The sequence below is a fragment of the Planktosalinus lacus genome (genome assembly GCF_014640155.1).
GTDB lineage: Bacteria > Bacteroidota > Bacteroidia > Flavobacteriales > Flavobacteriaceae > Planktosalinus > Planktosalinus lacus.
The window spans coordinates 150,233-167,680 of record NZ_BMGK01000007.1 but is presented as its reverse complement, the minus strand read 5'-3'; the positions used below and the strand labels follow the sequence as shown (position 1 = coordinate 167,680).

Annotated in this window: 10 protein-coding genes; 5 read left to right on the top strand and 5 right to left on the bottom strand. The window is 36.6% G+C overall.

The annotated features are described in order from the left end of the window. Positions 1–2 precede the first annotated feature (2 nt). Positions 3–2,642, top strand: coding sequence for a TonB-dependent receptor (locus IEV69_RS09765; RefSeq protein ID WP_188441940.1), 2,640 nt, complete (start codon positions 3–5; stop codon positions 2,640–2,642). Between the two features lie 110 nt (positions 2,643–2,752). Further along, entirely contained in the window at positions 2,753–3,214 is a 462-nt protein-coding gene (locus tag IEV69_RS09760; protein WP_188441938.1) for a hypothetical protein, read from the top strand. A 63-nt stretch (positions 3,215–3,277) separates the two neighbouring features. Here IEV69_RS09760 and IEV69_RS09755 read toward each other — a convergent pair whose 3' ends face one another. After that, positions 3,278–4,333 carry an endonuclease/exonuclease/phosphatase family protein gene (locus IEV69_RS09755; protein ID WP_188441936.1) on the bottom strand — a complete coding sequence of 352 codons (1,056 nt, stop codon included), beginning with the start codon at positions 4,331–4,333 and terminating at the stop codon, positions 3,278–3,280. Positions 4,334–4,463: 130 nt separating this feature from the next. Between IEV69_RS09755 and IEV69_RS09750 the strand changes: the two genes are divergently transcribed. Both IEV69_RS09750 and IEV69_RS09745 read left to right on the top strand, forming a co-directional pair. Continuing rightward, on the top strand, positions 4,464–7,217 hold the full coding sequence (locus tag IEV69_RS09750) for a TonB-dependent receptor (protein ID WP_188441934.1): 2,754 nt from the start codon (positions 4,464–4,466) through the stop codon (positions 7,215–7,217). Positions 7,218–7,245: 28 nt separating this feature from the next. Further along, positions 7,246–8,610 carry a DUF5689 domain-containing protein gene (locus tag IEV69_RS09745; RefSeq protein ID WP_188441932.1) on the top strand — a complete coding sequence of 455 codons (1,365 nt, stop codon included), beginning with the start codon at positions 7,246–7,248 and terminating at the stop codon, positions 8,608–8,610. Between the two features lie 453 nt (positions 8,611–9,063). Here the strand turns inward: IEV69_RS09745 and IEV69_RS09740 are convergent, their stop codons facing one another. The 4 genes from IEV69_RS09740 to IEV69_RS09725 are packed head-to-tail and all read right to left on the bottom strand — an operon-like array spanning position 9,064 to position 16,016. Continuing rightward, positions 9,064–10,944, bottom strand: a complete 1,881-nt coding sequence (locus IEV69_RS09740) for an OmpA family protein (protein WP_188441930.1) — start codon at positions 10,942–10,944, stop codon at positions 9,064–9,066. 18 nt (positions 10,945–10,962) lie between these two features. After that, positions 10,963–11,877, bottom strand: a complete 915-nt coding sequence (locus IEV69_RS09735; RefSeq protein WP_188441929.1) for a PorP/SprF family type IX secretion system membrane protein — start codon at positions 11,875–11,877, stop codon at positions 10,963–10,965. Between the two features lie 37 nt (positions 11,878–11,914). Further along, entirely contained in the window at positions 11,915–13,975 is a 2,061-nt protein-coding gene (locus IEV69_RS09730) for a choice-of-anchor L domain-containing protein (protein WP_188441927.1), read from the bottom strand. 22 nt (positions 13,976–13,997) lie between these two features. Continuing rightward, entirely contained in the window at positions 13,998–16,016 is a 2,019-nt protein-coding gene (locus IEV69_RS09725; RefSeq protein ID WP_188441924.1) for an NIDO-like domain-containing protein, read from the bottom strand. Positions 16,017–16,220: 204 nt separating this feature from the next. Between IEV69_RS09725 and hflX the strand changes: the two genes are divergently transcribed. Further along, positions 16,221–17,432, top strand: coding sequence for a GTPase HflX (gene hflX / locus IEV69_RS09720; RefSeq protein ID WP_188441922.1), 1,212 nt, complete (start codon positions 16,221–16,223; stop codon positions 17,430–17,432). The last annotated feature ends 16 nt before the right edge of the window (positions 17,433–17,448 follow it).

Here is a 17,448-nt window from a genome sequence, read left to right as displayed (position 1 = left end):
TTATGAAAAAACAACTACTATTTTTATTTCTAATCGTGAGCTCATTGGGATTTTCTCAAGGAGTCGTGACCGGTACAGTAATGGCCGGAGACATTGATGAGCCTTTAGCAGGTGCAAACATTGTTGAAAAAGGCACCACTAATGGTGCAATTGCTGATTTTGATGGAAATTTCACATTGAATGTGAGTTCAAATTCAGGAGTGATTGAAATTTCTTATTTAGGTTTTTTAAAAACCACAAAACTATTTAGCTTAAGTAATGGTACAGCAAATCTAGGTACTATCACTCTAGCATCTGATGCTGATGCACTAGATGAAGTTGTTATTGTTGGTAGAGGTATTATTGACCTCGCGGCTGACAGAGCAACTCCCATTGCAGTATCTTCAATTACAGCAGCTGAAATTCAGTCAAAAGCCGTGGGTAATGTTGAGTTTCCCGAAGTAATGAAAAACACCCCCAGTGTATATGTTTCTAACCAAGCAGGTGGTTTTGGTGACTCACAAATGTTTTTACGTGGTTTTGACCAAACAAACACCGCCTTCCTTTTAAATGGTCAACCTATTAACGGAATGGAAGATGGTAGAATGTACTGGTCAAACTGGTCTGGAATGTCAGACGTTGCAAATGCAGTTCAAGTACAAAGAGGTTTAGGTTCTTCAAAGCTTGCCATATCATCTGTTGGTGGAACTGTAAACATCATTTCAAAAGCTGCAGGTAGAACTCAAGGTGGTTTTGTTAGACTTATGACAGGTAATGACAGTTATATGAAAGGTTCTTTCAGTTATGACACGGGCCTTCAGGGTAAATGGGCCTTTTCTTTCTTACTTGATCACTGGCAAGGGCACAAAAAATGGGCCAATGGTACTGCAGGACAAGGACAAAACTATTTTATAGGGATTGGATTTGTGCCAAATGATGAACACTCCTTAAACTTTTTAATCACAGGTGCCCCGCAATGGCACGACCAAAACTTTTCTGTAGGTCTTGATGATTATGAGCAGTATGGTTTAAGACACAACAACAATTCAGGTTTCTTAGACGGTGAACGTTATACTTTTAGAAGAAACTACTACCACAAACCAATTGCAAACCTAAACTGGGACTGGAATATCAGTGAAAACACTAACCTGTCTTCAGTGCTTTACGCATCTTGGGGACGTGGTGGAGGAACAGGTCCTATTGGAAGTTCTGGAAACATCAATCCGTTTAGAAATGAAAGCAACAACGAAATTGACTTTGATGCTCTTGTTGCCAATAACATTGCCAACAACCCTGATGGCATTGGAACCTTTGGAAGTGCAGCTATGAGAAGAATGTCTGTTAACAACCACAACTGGTATGGCTTTTTAACAAATTTAGAGTTTAACCCCACAGACAACTGGTCAATGAATGTTGGAGCTGACACACGACTTTACAAAGGGACCCACTTCCGACAAATGAATGACTTTTTAGGTTTGAATGCCTATGCAGATAATTTTGGTTATGGCGATCAAAGACCTAGTGACTACCAGCTAACTGAAACTTTTGAAGCTAACCCATGGGCTTCTTTATTCAGTTTTGCTGATGAAGACCAGCGTTTTGCCTATGACTATTCTGAAAACATCAATTATATTGGAGGTTTCGGACAAGTAGAATACAAAACAGATAATTTTTCTGCTTTTGTTCAAGGAGCTGTATCTACTCAAAGCTACCAAAGAGAAGGGCGTGCTGAAGGAACTGAAATTGAAGGTGTAAACGGTCTAGGTAAATCTGAAAAAGTTAACAAATTTGGGTACAATGTAAAAGGTGGTTTAGGCTATTCATTTACTGAAAGCAGCACCATTTTTGCAAATGCTGGTCAATATTCAAGACAACCCTATCTTGATAATATTTTTGATGATGTTAGAAACTCTAACTACATCCTTGAAGGTGATAATGAAGTTGATAATGAAGAAATCACAGGAGTTGAAGCAGGGTATAGATATAAAGGAGGTAATTTAAGTATCGATGTAAACCTTTACCACACAACTTGGGGTAACCGTTTTGTATCCGGTGGATTTATTCCCGGAGATCCAGACTCAACAAACCCAGTTGAACAAGTAGACAGATACCAGCGTTTTACTGATGTTACTCAAGTACACATTGGTGGTGAATTTGAAGCAAAATACCGACTTTCAAACAAGTTTATGTTCAGAACCATTGGTAGTATTGGAAACTGGAAATATGACGGTAGAACCCCTTATCAAACAAGAGACTCTGAAACCAATGAATTGCTTGAAGAAGGATCTGTAGATTTAAAAGGAACCAAAGTAGGTAACGCTCCTCAATCATCTTTTGGTTTTGGATTTAAATATGAAATATTGAACGGTCTATCTGTAGATGCAGATTACAACATCTATTCGAACCTATATGGTTTTGTTAATGCAAGAGACGTGATTGAAGCTTCTCAAATGGGAGAAACATTCCAGTCAGAGCGTTTATCTCCATACACCCTTCTTGATGCAGGGATAACCTATAAATTTGACTTTGGCGGAAACAACTTCACTATTCGTGGAAATGTTTATAACCTGGCAAACGATATTTATTTGAATCAAAAAGATTCTTTTGGTTACTATTATGGAAATGGAAGAACTTGGAATGCCAGTGTTCGTTACGACTTCTAATATAAACACTTAATAAGGCTATAATTTAAAAAACCACTTCTTGTTATCAAGAGGTGGTTTTTTCTTTAAATTAATTAGTAACTTTGTAATCATTCTAAATAAAAATAAAAATGGCTTTAGACAGAATTCTCGACGTTGTTCATGGATATTGGGCATACCTTGTTTTATTGATTTTATTATTGGCATCTTTAAATGCTATTGTAAAATATTTTTCCAATCAGCCTTTTGGCGCCAAAGATTTTAGAGTTTCACTCTTTGGCCTTATTGTGACACACATACAGGTTTTAGTGGGTCTGTTGCTCTATTTTGTACACCCCACACTTGGCTTTGCTTCATTTACTAGAGATGATATGAACATGGCTGATATTATGGGAAATAGCGAAATGAGACTTTTTGCTGTTGAGCATCCATTAATTATGATTATTGCTGTTGTTTTAATAACAATTGGATATTCTAAACACAAAAAACAATTAACCTCCAAAGGGAAGTTTAAAATGTTGGCTATATTCTATACCATAGCCTTTATATTAATTTTAAGTAGAATACCTTGGGACCATTGGTTGAATTCTTAATACAAATAAAAAAGCTCTTGTAAATTACAAGAGCTTTTTTATTTGTAAATTTCTGTACTGTATTTATTTTGCTTCTTTAATCAAAAGAGCATACACCGGAAAGTGGTCACTAAAACCTCCTGTAAATCCTCCATCAGAAAAAGCTCTATAAGGGTAGCCTTTATAGCGTCCACGAGGGTTTGCCAGATAAGGTGGGTTATAAATTCCTGCTTTATAAAACTGGTAAGTGCTGTAATCTTTACCTAATAAACCGGCTGATATGATTGTTTGATCAAACAAATTCCACCCATCTCTCCAAGCCAGAGTACCTAATCCTCTTTTATACATATCTTCCATTGGGTTATAAAGCTCCATAATCTCTACATCGTCTCTGTTTTCTTTTGCTTTTAATACCTTACTTATACTTTCATTAGTAGGATCATCATTAAAATCCCCCATATTTATAATTTTTGCGTAAGGGTCAATGCTATGAAGTGAGTCTATTATTTTCTTACTCAGTTCAGCAGCTTTGATACGATTTGGTCTGCTTCTTGCTTCACCTCCACTTCGAGAGGGCCAGTGATTGACCATAAAATGCACTTGATCTCCATCTAAAATACCACTCACTACAAGTTGGTCTCTCGAATAAATTCTTTGATTAGGGTCATTGTCTCGATAAAGCAAAAGTTCACGGCTTTGAGTGTTTGTGGGATTAAAAAGTGCTTTTTTGTAAATAAGAGCTACATCAATTCCTCTCCTATCGGGAGAATGAAAATGCACAATGCCATAATCGCTAGAAAGTAAAGGTTCCTGATTAACAAGGTCTTCAAGAACTTGTCTGTTTTCAATTTCACAAAACCCAACAATTGCAGGTGTAGTTCCTGTAACATCTCTTCCAATTTCAGAAATTACTTTCGCAAGGTTTTTTAATTTTGCTTGATAAATTTCCTTTGAATAATAGCCTTCACCTCTGGGTGTTCGGTCATGATATACTGTAAATTCATCGTCTTCTGTTGAAAATAAGTTTTCAACATTATAAAAAGCAACAGTATTTACTTTGTATGTTTTCTTGTTTTGACTGAAAACGTTGACGTTTAAGACAATAAAGCCTAATAAGAATAAAAATTTAATTTGTTTCATTTTGTAGAATATATTAACGTTTTGTAAACCCGTGGGCAAAACTTGCGCCAAAGGTAAATAATTCATTTAAATAATGTAATTTTGCCTCAAATTATAATAATTTCTTAATCAATACAAAAAACAACTTCGAATGAAAAAACACATTTTAACTTTGTTGTTTTGCTTTTCACTTATTAGCTATTCACAAGCTCAGGAAGCAACAATAAAGGGTAGAGTGATTGACACGAATTCTGGTGAGCCCGTTCCGGCAGCTCAAATTAGCATTGAAGAAAGTAATTTTAATACAACCACTAATGCTGATGGAAACTTTTCAATCACAAACGCAGACCTTCCTCTAGGAGAACAAGTTTTACTTGTTGAAAAAGAAGGTTATAACACATTGCGATTCCCCATTACGATTCAATCAGGCCAAACTTTAAATTTTGACCCCATGCTAATGGAAGTTGATTTTAGCAGTGTTCAAGATCAAATTGGTATCATCACATTAGCTGATGATGAATTAGACGAAGATGAAGGCGGTGCAGATAACATTTCAGGCCTTTTACAGGCCTCCAGGGATGTTTTCTTGAATGCTGCTGCATTTGACTTTAGTGCTACTTTCTTCAGACCTCGTGGTTTAGACTCTGAACATGGGAAAGTGCTGATCAACGGATTGGAAATGAACAAAATGTACAATGGGCGCCCACAGTGGTCAAACTGGGGTGGTCTTAACGACATTCAGAGAAATCAAGAGTTTTCAATGGGATTATCTCCCTCTGAATATACTTTTGGAGGTCTTGCCGGCAGCACAAATATCAACATGCGTGCTTCTAAATACAGAAAAGGTGGTAGAGTGTCCTATGCAATATCAAACAGAACCTATACAGGAAGAGTGATGGGCTCATACAGCTCAGGGATGACAGCCAGCGGTTGGTCCTATACTGTATTGGTTTCACGTCGCTTTGGAAACGAAGGATTTATTGACGGAACACTTTATGATTCAAACTCAATTGCAGCTTCTGTTGAAAAAAAGCTTTCAGACAAACACAGTTTAAATTTTACAGCTTTTTACACTCCCAACAGAAGAGGAAAATCTGCTGCAAATACTCAAGAGGTTCTTGACATTAAAGGAACAACTTACAACCCATACTGGGGAAAACAGGATGGAGATATTAGAAACTCTAGAATAAGAGAAATTGAAGAGCCGGTATTTATGTTAAACCACTACTGGGATATTTCTGATAAAACCAGACTTAACACTAATATAGGATATCAATTTGGAAAATTGTCAAACAGCCGAATTGGGTATGACAATGCTCCTAACCCTGATCCTAGTTACTATCAATACCTTCCAAGTTATGACTTGGCAAACCCTGCCGGACCTAACTATGAAAGCGCATATAGAAAACTGGTTGCATTTCAAAATGATGGTCAAATGGACTGGCAGGAAATGTATGAAAGAAATATATTTTATGGAGGAACTTCCAGGTACTATCTTTATGACGATAGAAGTGACGACACTCAGTTAATGGCAAACTTGCTTTTAACTTCAGATGTGAATGAAAACATCACCATCAATGGAGGCGTAAATTTTAAAAGCTTAAACTCTGAAAACTTTGCTTATATGCTAGATGTTTTAGGCGGAAATGGTTACCTTGATGTGGACTCATTCAGTAGCGGAGACGCAGCTCAAAGTGACCTTTTAAACCCAAATCGTGTAGTAAATGAAGGTGACAAATTTAAATATCATTTTGACATTGATGCTGTAAACTATGAAGGTTTTGCGCAGGCACAGTTTAAATACAAAAAAGTAGATTTTTATCTTGCTGCCAATGTTTCTCAAACCTCATACCAAAGAACAGGTTTATATCAAAATGGTAACTTTCCTGACAACTCCCTTGGAGAAAGTGATGAAGCAGATTTCACAAACTATGGAGCTAAAGCAGGACTTACATACAAGCTGTCAGGACGTCATTTATTTGACTTAAATGCGGCTTACTTAACCAAAGCTCCAAACATTAGAAACAGCTTTTCAAATTCAAGACAAAACAACAACCTGGTTATCGGTCTTGAAAGTGAGTCAATTCAAAACCTTGACCTTAGTTATATATACAGATCTCCAATTATTAAAGCCAGATTAACAGGTTTTTATACACAAATACAAGATGCTACTGAAATTAGTTTTTATTATGCTGATGGTATTTATGGTATTTCAAGAAATACTGACAACGCCTTTGTTCAGGAAGTGCTTAGCGGTATAGATAAAAGCCATATGGGAATTGAATTTGGAATGGAAGCACAGGTTACTTCAACAATCAAACTAAAAGCAGCCGCTTCGGTTGGTGATTATATTTACAACAACAATCCAAACCTGTATTTAACTTCAGATGATTTTACAGAATCACTTGATTTTGGAGAATCTTATCTTGAAAATTACCGTATAGCAGGAGGTCCTCAAAGAGCTTATCAATTAGGATTTGAATACAGAGACCCTGACTTCTGGTGGGTTGGTGCAACAACAAACTACTTTTCAAATGCATATATTGACGTAAGTCCGTTGACAAGAACCAGCAATTTCTACACAGATGTAGATGGTATTCCGTTCAATGACTATGATGAAAGTATAGCACGAGATCTTTTAAAACAAGAAGGTTTTGACGATTATTTCTTAGTAAATGTTGTTGGTGGAAAATCCTGGAAAATCGATGATTATTTTGTTGGTTTCTTTGCAGTAATCAATAATGTATTAGATCAGGAATACAAAACCGGTGGTTATGAACAAGCCAGAAACGCTAACTACAGAACTCTGAGAGATGATCAAGCCAATTCAACACCAGTATTTGGCTCTAAATATTGGTACGGATATGGTGCCTCATATTACCTTAATCTATACGTAAGATTTTAATTAAAGAAAGAATAATAAAAAAGCAATCATGAAAACAATTAAAAATATCAAATTACTAAGTGTCTTGTTTTTTGCAGGCCTAGTTACAATGTCGTGTGTTAAAGACGACGATTTTGACACACCTGAAATCAATACCGAAGAACCGAATGTTACCGTAAACACCAATATTGAAAGCGTAAAAAGTTTTTACAATGGCTTTGAGCCCGTTTTAATCACAAACGGTGATAATGCAATGTATATGGAAGCCTATGTTGTTTCAAGTGACGAAACCGGTAACTTTTATAAAACCCTTGTCATTCAAGACAGCCCTGAAAACCCACAACACGGTATTTCAATTTCAACCGAATCTACAGATATGTACACTTTGTTTGAGCCGGGAAGAAAAATTTATGTAAGAGTTGATGGGCTTTATTCAGGTGAATTTGCAGGTTTACCAACACTAGGTGTACTTGACGGAGAGGAAGTGGGTAGAATGAGCATAATTGAGTTTGAAGAGCGTGTAATGCGTTCAAATGAGGTTGAAGAACTTGTTCCAAACATCAGAACATTAAACGGTGTATCAGATTCAGACTTAAATACCTTGGTTGCTTTTGAAAACGTTCAGATTTCTGACAGCGATCTTGGTGAGCCCTATGCCAATTTAACAAACACTTTTTCAGTTAACAGAACAATCACAAACTGTGAAAGAACTGCTGAAATTATTATGAGAAATAGTGGTTTCGCTGATTTCAAAAATGAATTGATACCGGAAGGAAATGGACAATTAACCGCTGTAATGAGTAAGTTTAATAATGATTTCCAAGTGTTTATCAGAAGCACAAATGATGTAAACTTTGATCAGGACAGATGTCTTGAAGATACTGGTGAGCCGGGTGGTGCGTTATTATTTGAAGATTTTGAAGGAATTGGAACTACAGGAAACGGTGCAAACATCAATCTTCCTGAATGGACAAATGTAAACATCACAGGAGGTTCTGAACGTTATGAAGCTCGTGAGTTTGACGATAACCAATATGCTCAGATAACAGCATTTAGCTCAGGTGAAGCTGTACTAGAAGCTTGGTTGGTAACCCCAACTGTTGATTTAACAGGTACTGCAAACCCTAAACTTTCTTTTACAACCAAAGATGGTTTTAACAATGGCGAAGCATTAAAAGTATTTATTTCAACTAACTTTAGTGGGAATGTTGAAAATGCTACCTGGACAGAACTTTCGGCAACAATTGCTTCAGGTACTTCAAGTGGATATGCTCCCAATTTTACAGCCTCTGGTGATATTGATTTATCAGCTTACGCCGGTCAGTCAATTGCTGTTGGTTTCCAATACATTGGTTCTGATGGTGGTGTTACAACTACTTACCAAATCGATGATGTCGCTGTTTTTGACGAATAATCGAAACCAATACAAATAATTATAAACCCCCGGAAAATTCCGGGGGTTTTTTTATACTCTTTCCCTTTCTCCTTTCTGAGGATTCAAAGTCAAAAACTTAACTTAGTATGGAGCTTATATCGTTATTGAATTTAATAAGAAGCGCGTTGATTAGATTGGTATTCTATAGCCTACTAATTCAACTATAATAAGTTCAACTAGTTTTTTGCAAGCAGTTTTTTAAGAATACACCTTCCTTCTAAAAAATTTAATACTCAGTAACTCAACCCGAAACTTTATCTATTCTGAAAACATATCAGAAAGCCTAAATTTGTCCATTTTCATTTCAAACTGTATAACTATATTGTTTAAGGTAAAAAAGTCAATTTATATAGCTTTAAAACTGGATTTTGAAGCAAAAAAAAGCCCTGACTGAAATAGTCAAGGCCTTTTGGTTGGTTAGTTAGTTTAATACTAACGTTTCACTATAATAAACTCAGAACGTCTGTTTTTTTGATGTTCTTCATCAGTACAGTTTGCACCGCATTCTATTGCAGGCTTACTTTCACCAAAACCTTCACCGCTAATCCTAGCAGCGTCGATTCCTTTTGAAATTACGTATTGCACTGTCGCTTGAGCTCTTCTGTTAGATAGTTCCATGTTATATTCTGGCCTTCCTTGAATATCAGTGTGACTTTCAACCTTAATAACCATTTCAGGAAACTTTTTCATTAATTGAACTAAATTATCTAATTCAAGAGCCGCTTGTGGCTTGATATTATGCTTGTCAAAGTCAAATAAAATTGGTTCTAACACCACAGTGTCATCAACAATGATATCATCAATGGAACGCAATAAAATTTCTGCAGAAACTGTCTCTTCAGAAGTAGATACTTTGGTTGCATTTGACTCAAAACCGTTAGCAGATGCTTGAACAGTTATGTTTTGATCGCATTCAACTTCAAATGAAGTTCTGCCATCAGTGCCCGTCATTTTTGATGTAAGTCTATTTTGGTTGGCATCATACAAGGCTACTGTAGCTCCACTTATTGGATTATTTGTTTCAGCATCCTTAACGATGGCATTAATAGTAGAAACACAAATCTCAGAAACCATATATATATTATCACTTCCACCTTCACTGCTTCCATCCCTGTTAGAAGAAACAAAGCCTTCTTGTGTTGCATCGTCTATGCTAAAGGCAAAATCGTCTGAAGTACTGTTGATGGGTGTTCCAAGGTTTTTTACTTCACCTGAACCACCGTTTGCAGAAGAAAAAACGTCAAGACCTCCAATTCCAAGGTGACCGTCACTTGAGAAATAAAGTGTGCCATCCTCAGCAATGAAAGGGAATACTTCTTTTCCTTCAGTATTGATTTTTGAACCTAAGTTTTCAGGTTGTCCAAACGCTCCTTCAGCATTGATACTAACTTTGTAAATATCTGAATCCCCTTGACCGCCCGGCATATCTGAGACAAAATACAATGTGTTTCCATTTGGGCTTAATACAGGGTGACCAACAGAATACTCAGTATTGTTAAATGGGACTGGTTGAACATCTCTCCACTGACCGTCAATTAGTTCAGCATAATAAATATTCAACTGGCTTATTCCTTCATCGTTTTTTCTGTACTTTCCGTTATAGTAATCATTTCTGTCAAAATACATTCTCTTTCCATCTGGAGTAATAGCGGCAATTCCCTCGTGATATTTAGTATTAACATCACCTTTTACGGCTTGAATATTAGAAGCGGTTCCGTTTGCAATGGTTGCCTCATAGATATCTAAAAAGGGTTCTTGAGTTCTTCCGTAAGTTTTTCTCTCAGTATTTCTGGCAGAAGAGAAATAAATTTTATCTCCGGCCTTATGAACGCCAAAATCAGAATTTGAACTATTTAAACCAACAACACTTTTGGTTTGATACCTTGGTTTACCTTCTAAAATTTGAGGAATATAGTTTGGGTTTTTCTTATACTCAATTGCTCTGGAGTCATTTGGACTCATTTGTGCAAACTTATCCATCATAGCATTTGATTCTGAAAACTTTCCATTTGCTTTTAGGGTTTGCGCATAGTTGTAGATAGTTTCTGAACTTACATTTTTTCTGGTTGAAACGCGCTTATAAAATGGTTCAGCTTTTTTAGTGTCGTTAATCAAAAAATAGGAATCAGCCAATCTGGTGTATACATAATCATCAGCTTTACCTTTTTTTATTAATTTTTGATATTCTTCTGCTGCTTTAACATATTCAAATCTATCAAAATGTTTATCAGCAGTTTTGGTGTCTTTATTTTGAGCAAATGTCAATGTTGTGCTCGCTACTAAAAGAAATACTATTGTGTATAATTTTTTCATGTCGTTTTACTTAGTTGTTTAGAAGAATCTTGGTGAACGCAATACACGCTTATTAAAAAATAGGTCAAATGTAAGTATCACTTCATGTGATGCTGATGCTACTACATCCAGATCTGAAACTATATGATCATATGCATATCCAATTCTGATGTTATCAGTAACCTGAAAGCCCACAAGGCCACTAAAGGAATCATCCAACCTGTATGAGGCTCCAATTTCAAAACGGTCATAAAACAATGCGTTCAGGTTTGCATCAAATGAAAGTGGTGATTCAAAAGCTGATTTCACCATTACAGAAGGTTTTAATTTGAAAGTGTCACTTATTTCAAAAACATAACCGGTTGTTGCAAAAAAGTGTTGTGTTTCAGAACCATACTTAATCCCGTTTTCATCAAGGTGAACAGAGTTTAAAAAGTTTGGAACAGAAACTCCTAAATAGAAATTATCTGTATAGAAAAATGCTCCGGCACCTACGTTGGGATATGTATTGCTAATGTCTTCTGAAAAGAAAGGGTCATTAGGGTCTTGCAATTCCAGACTTGTTAAGCCTACATCGTGAAAGGTTGCTCCTGCTTTAATACCTAAAGCAAGATTGGATTGAGCACCCAATTGTAGTGTATAAGAAAAATCTACATACACATTGGTTTCTTTAATTGGCCCCAATTCATCTTTAATTGCAGACAATCCCAAACCTACTTTTTCACCTATTGGTGAATGTGCTGAAAAAGTTATTGTTTCGGGAGCTCCTTCAAGGCCAGACCACTGCTTTCTGTAAAGCCCGGTTAATGACAAGCTTTCTTTTGAACCGGCATAGGCAGGGTTAACGACGTTCATATTGTACATATATTGTGTGTACTGAGGGTCTTGTTGCGCACTCAAATCCTGAAAGCCTAGGACTAATATTAAGATGAGTAAAAGTGAGAATTTTTTCATTATTTATTATTTGATAGTTATGTTAGTGATTCAATAATTATTTGTTTAGATAAATATAACCGGTTGATGCTTCTGCAGCCGATGACTTTATGACATAAAAGTAATTTCCGATAGGGAGTTCATCACCATCATCGGTTTGTCCACACCATTGGTTTGTATAATTGGTTAGTTCAAAAACAACTCTTCCATGTCTGTTTAAAATGACCACATCTAAAGGCCCTTCCTTGTCACTCAAAAATTGCAAATCAAAACAGTCATTAAGTCCGTCTCCATTCGGTGATATACCTTGAGAGATAACACAATTTTCATTTTCATAAAATGAAACCTCAACATCATCAGTTCCAATACAACCACCATCATTTACCTCTACAGCATAGATTCCTTCTTCAGTTACATTTAAAGTGGCTTCGGTTTGCCCTGTTAGGATTCCACCATCTAAGAACCAGGTATAATTAACATTTCCGGATGTTTCTCCTGCAGGTGTTGCATCCAAAGTAAGTACTTCTTCTGCACACTTTAATAGGGTGTTTCCAAGTTCAACTTCTGGAAGACCTGTAAACGTTACAGTAACTTCATCTGTTTCAGTACAGCCAAAGTAAGTGACTTCAACACTATAACTACCCGTCTCTGAAACAACTATACTAAATGTGGTTTCACCTGTACTCCATAGGTAAGTCGCTTCAGTTGGATCAATCCCGTCAACTTGTGGAATAAGTTCATAGCTTTCTCCATCACAAACAGATACATCTTCACCTAAGTCTACAGTAAAATCTGAGATAATTACAGAAACTGTATCTGTTGCAGTACAATCTAGGTTTGTTGTTACTTCAACAGTGTAGTCTCCAATTTCAGTTACATCAAGTGTAGCTTCAGTTGCTCCAGCTATTATATCCCCATTGAAATACCATTGGTAAAACAATTCATCAATTGCAGAAGCATTTTCAGGAGTAGCATCGAGTGTTGCAAAAACTTCGTCACAAACTAAAACATCAGACCCTAAATCAACAATTGGTGCGGTTTTAAATTCTACTATTATTTCATCTGTAATCACACAATCAGGTGCATCAGGGTTTTGAATCTCAACACCATAAGTTCCTGACTCTGTTACCACAAGAGAACTTCCAGTTTCACCCGGAATCACATCACCATTAAAAAACCATGTTATCACAGAACCATCTGTAGTATCTACTGTTAAAATGAGCTCTTCATCATCACAAATTGCAGTACCATCTGCAATGGTAATATCATCTCCCAAATCAGCATTCCCTATAAAGAAACTTCCGCCTTCTATAAATACTGCCGAATCCCAGGAAGAGTCATTTCTATCTGCGATAACTAATTTCATTTTATAAGGGTTACTGGGCGTTACATACTGCCATGCTTGCATAAGCACTGTTAAACCATTAAGGTTTACAGGTGCTGTTGACGATGGTTGCCCTGTAGTGCCGTAGTAAACATCAAAATATTCGGGGTTTTCTGAACTACAGGTTGTATTATGAGTATTGTCTCTTATAGTAGTTACAGATATAGGAGTTTCAGTTGGAGTGTTTGGTACCAAAGCCATATTTACAATTTCCCCGGTGATTTGATCTTCCAGGAAAAATGCAAAAGCATCTGAATAAGAACATTGAAAAGTTCCGTATTCATTTGAACCAAAAACAAAATTAAAACTAATTGAATCTGTTAAAGGAGTGAAATCAAACTCCATAATCGTGGCATCGTTGTAAGATGAAAGTCCCGGGTCAATTCCTAATGACTGAATGTAATCAAACAACTGTTGATCTCCATCCCATCCTGATCCCGGCCAGGTGTTTGAAGTGTTTGGTCCCGGTGCATCACTAATGTCTCCGGTTGCTAAAATCACTCCATTTTCCATAGGAAAATCGGGATTCGTATTTTCAAAATAGCCAATACCATTTCCGGCACCAAAATTAGTTCCGGTTATTGTTTCAATGTTACTTACCAATGCACAAGGCGTGTTGATAAGAACCTCCGTTACCAGCTGCTCGTGGGTATACTGATCAGGTGAAACAGTAACAACCTGAGCTTGAATACCGGTAACAATAAGCAAGGGGATAATTAATAAAAGTTTTTTCATTTTGTTAGTTTTCAAAATTCTTTTAATTAGAATCTCTGTTTATATAAATCCAACCAGTCTTTTGATTGCCATACTGGGTGTCCTCTGATGAAAAGTTGATTACATAAAAATAGGTTCCGGTAGGTAATTCATCACCTTCGTCAGTTTGTCCAAACCATTCATTTACATAGTTGTCAAGCTCATAAACAATTCTTCCGTGACGGTTAAAAACTTGAAAGCTTTCAATACCCGATCTGCTGGCTAAAAACTCAAGGTCTAAATTGTCATTCATTCCACCAGAACCTCCAGGAGACAAACCTTCAGAAATAATGCAATTTAAAGCGCTAACTTCAACTTCGGCTGTTCCTGTACAGTCACCTTTTGTAATAGTTACACTATATAACTCTGCCATATTTGAAACAGTAGCCGGTAAATTAATTGTGATTGAACTGGAAGTTTGACCTTCCAACAATTCGCCGTTTAAAAACCATTGATAAGTAACTCCTTCTTCAGAGGTTGAAGCAGTAATGGTTACTTCTTCTAAAGTACAACCGTTAATTTCTTCTCCTAAAGTAACTTCAAGATCTCCACGAGGTACAACCACCACTGTGGTTTCAGTTGAACAATCCCCTGATGTTATAACTACTGTATAGGTTCCGTAATCAACAGCTTCAATTACAGGTTCTGTTTCAGCAAGAACCTCCCCTTCAAAAGCCCAAATAAATGTGACGTCTTCAACAGGTATATTTGAGGGTGTTGCATCTAGCAATACTTGCGTTTCAAAACAAGTTTCCAATTCACCTCCAAGCTCAGTTGCAGGAGATTCATTAAACTCAAGTGCAATAGAATCAGTTACAGTACAGTTTTCAAAAGTCACTTCCAATGAATAAGTTCCAGATTCACTAACCGTAATGGTTGGAGAGGTTTCTCCTGTACTCCACAAATATGTTACATCTGTAGGGTCTGCCCCTGTAATGGATGGAATTATTTCAAAAGACGAAACATCGCAAAAAGATTGATCTAGACCAAGGTCAAGAGATATTGCACCATCAACTGTTACAGTCACGGTGTCTGACTCAATAATAACATTTCCATTACACAATGTATAAGTTGCCTGTGCTGTATAATCAGATGTTTGAGACGGACAAACTTCTATTGTTGGTGTTGTACCAATTTCAACGCCATCGGAATCAAGCCATACAAAATCAACATTTGATTCTCCGCTTGGAGTAAACCTCCACGCTTCCTGACTAGCAGACCAATCTCCTGTATTTCTTCCGGGAGCAGCCAAACCTTGTGTTCCTCCAACATTTTGCATACCAATAATAGCGTTACCACTATTCCAGCTACACCCTGCTGTTCTTTCATCCATATATACTTCAACCACATTTGTGGTTTCATAAATAACAATTTGAGAGGTCATTGTTTGATTATTACAGCTAAAATATGGGATACTTGGAAAATTAACAACCAGTGTTCTACAAGGAGCTTCTCCAAAAAAGGCATAGTTAATTGTTCCAGAACCTCCCACTGAAGGGTCTATATCCATGTATGCTCCAAAAATGGCGCCTGAAATCAAATCAGGATTTGGAACTGACTCACTAAAAGACCAATCACAAAACCCCCCCGGAGAATTATCGTTGGTATCAAAGGTTATGACTCCGTTTGACCCTATAAGGAATTCCGTGTAATTTTCTCCATAAAAACAAAACTCAAATGGAAGCGGAATTGAACTTGACCAAACATCATCAGTATTCACCGATACGGGAGTTCCGCCGGTAAAAGGAAATGGTGGATCATAAGTAATTGAACTAGCTTCATAATCACTAGTCTCACCTGTATTCAAAAAAGACGCCGTTAATTCTGTACAAGAATCATCACAGTCTAATGTTACATCCGGCCCGGCATCTACATTAGGGCAACCCGGACCCTGTGCCTGAACCATAACTCCTGAGAGTATCACAAACAAAATAAGAAAGTTTTTGTTTGTTTTTGATTTTAAAGAAGTTAAGTTTTTTAAATTTTCAGCAAACTTAAAAAAGTCGCGTAATTGTTTTTTCATAATGTTAAGTCGTTTTGAAGTAGAAGCGACTAAATTAATAAAATAAAATCTATTAAGAAACTATTAACTTTTAAATTAATATATTAATCGTTGTTGAACCTGACTCTAATGATAAATTTTAGCTCAATGAATACTTCATAATCAATGCTTTTAAACATTTTATTTCTTTATTTAAATATGTAATTTTACAACTTAAATAATAATATGCTCGAAAAACTCGAAATACAATATGAAAAGGCCATTCTTATTGGCCTGGTCACTCAACAACAAAATGAGGACAAAGCAAAAGAATATTTGGATGAACTGGAATTCCTTGCATTTACTGCAGGTGCTGAAGTAACTAAAAGGTTTCTTCAAAAAATGGAAAAACCCAACCCAAAAACTTTTATTGGTTCAGGTAAAATGGAAGAAGTGCGACAATTTGTCGAAGAACATGAAATTGGCACTGCCATTTTTGATGATGAACTTTCGCCCGCACAACAAAAAAACATTGAGAAAATACTTAAGTGTAAAATTATTGACCGCACCAACCTTATCCTTGATATTTTCGCACAACGTGCACAAACAAGTTATGCACGCACTCAGGTCGAACTTGCGCAATATGAGTACCTCCTTCCAAGACTTGCAGGTATGTGGACCCACCTTGAAAGACAACGAGGGGGAATTGGGATGCGTGGTCCCGGGGAAACTGAGATTGAAACAGACAGACGAATCGTAAGAGACCGCATTGCCCTACTCAAAGAAAAACTTAAAACCATCGACAAGCAAATGGCTGTGCAAAGAAGCAATCGCGGTGCATTAGTTCGGGTTGCTTTGGTAGGCTACACCAATGTTGGAAAATCAACCTTGATGAATACCATCAGTAAATCTAAAGTCTTTGCTGAAAACAAATTGTTTGCAACCCTGGACACCACAGTGAGAAAAGTGGTGATTGGCAATCTTCCTTTTTTACTTACAGACACTGTTGGTTTTATCAGAAAATTACCAACGCAACTGGTAGAATCCTTTAAAAGCACACTTGACGAAGTGCGTGAGGCTGACCTGCTATTGCACGTAGTAGACATCTCACATCCACAATTTGAAGATCATATCAATTCTGTACACCAAACACTCGATGAAATTGAGGGCAGAGACAAACCCATCCTTATGGTTTTTAATAAAATTGACAATTACACCCCTGAAACTATTGATGAAGATGATCTGGTTACAGAAAAAACAAAGTCACATTATACCCTGGATGAGTTAAAAAATACATGGATGAGTAAAGTGAATGGTGATGTGGTCTTTATTTCGGCTACCGAAAAACTCAATATGGAAGAATTCCGGAAAAAAGTGTACGAAATGGTTCGTGAAATTCACGTGCAACGCTTTCCTTATAACAACTTCCTGTATCCTGATTTTAGTGAAGAAATGTAATTGCTCAAAATCTAAA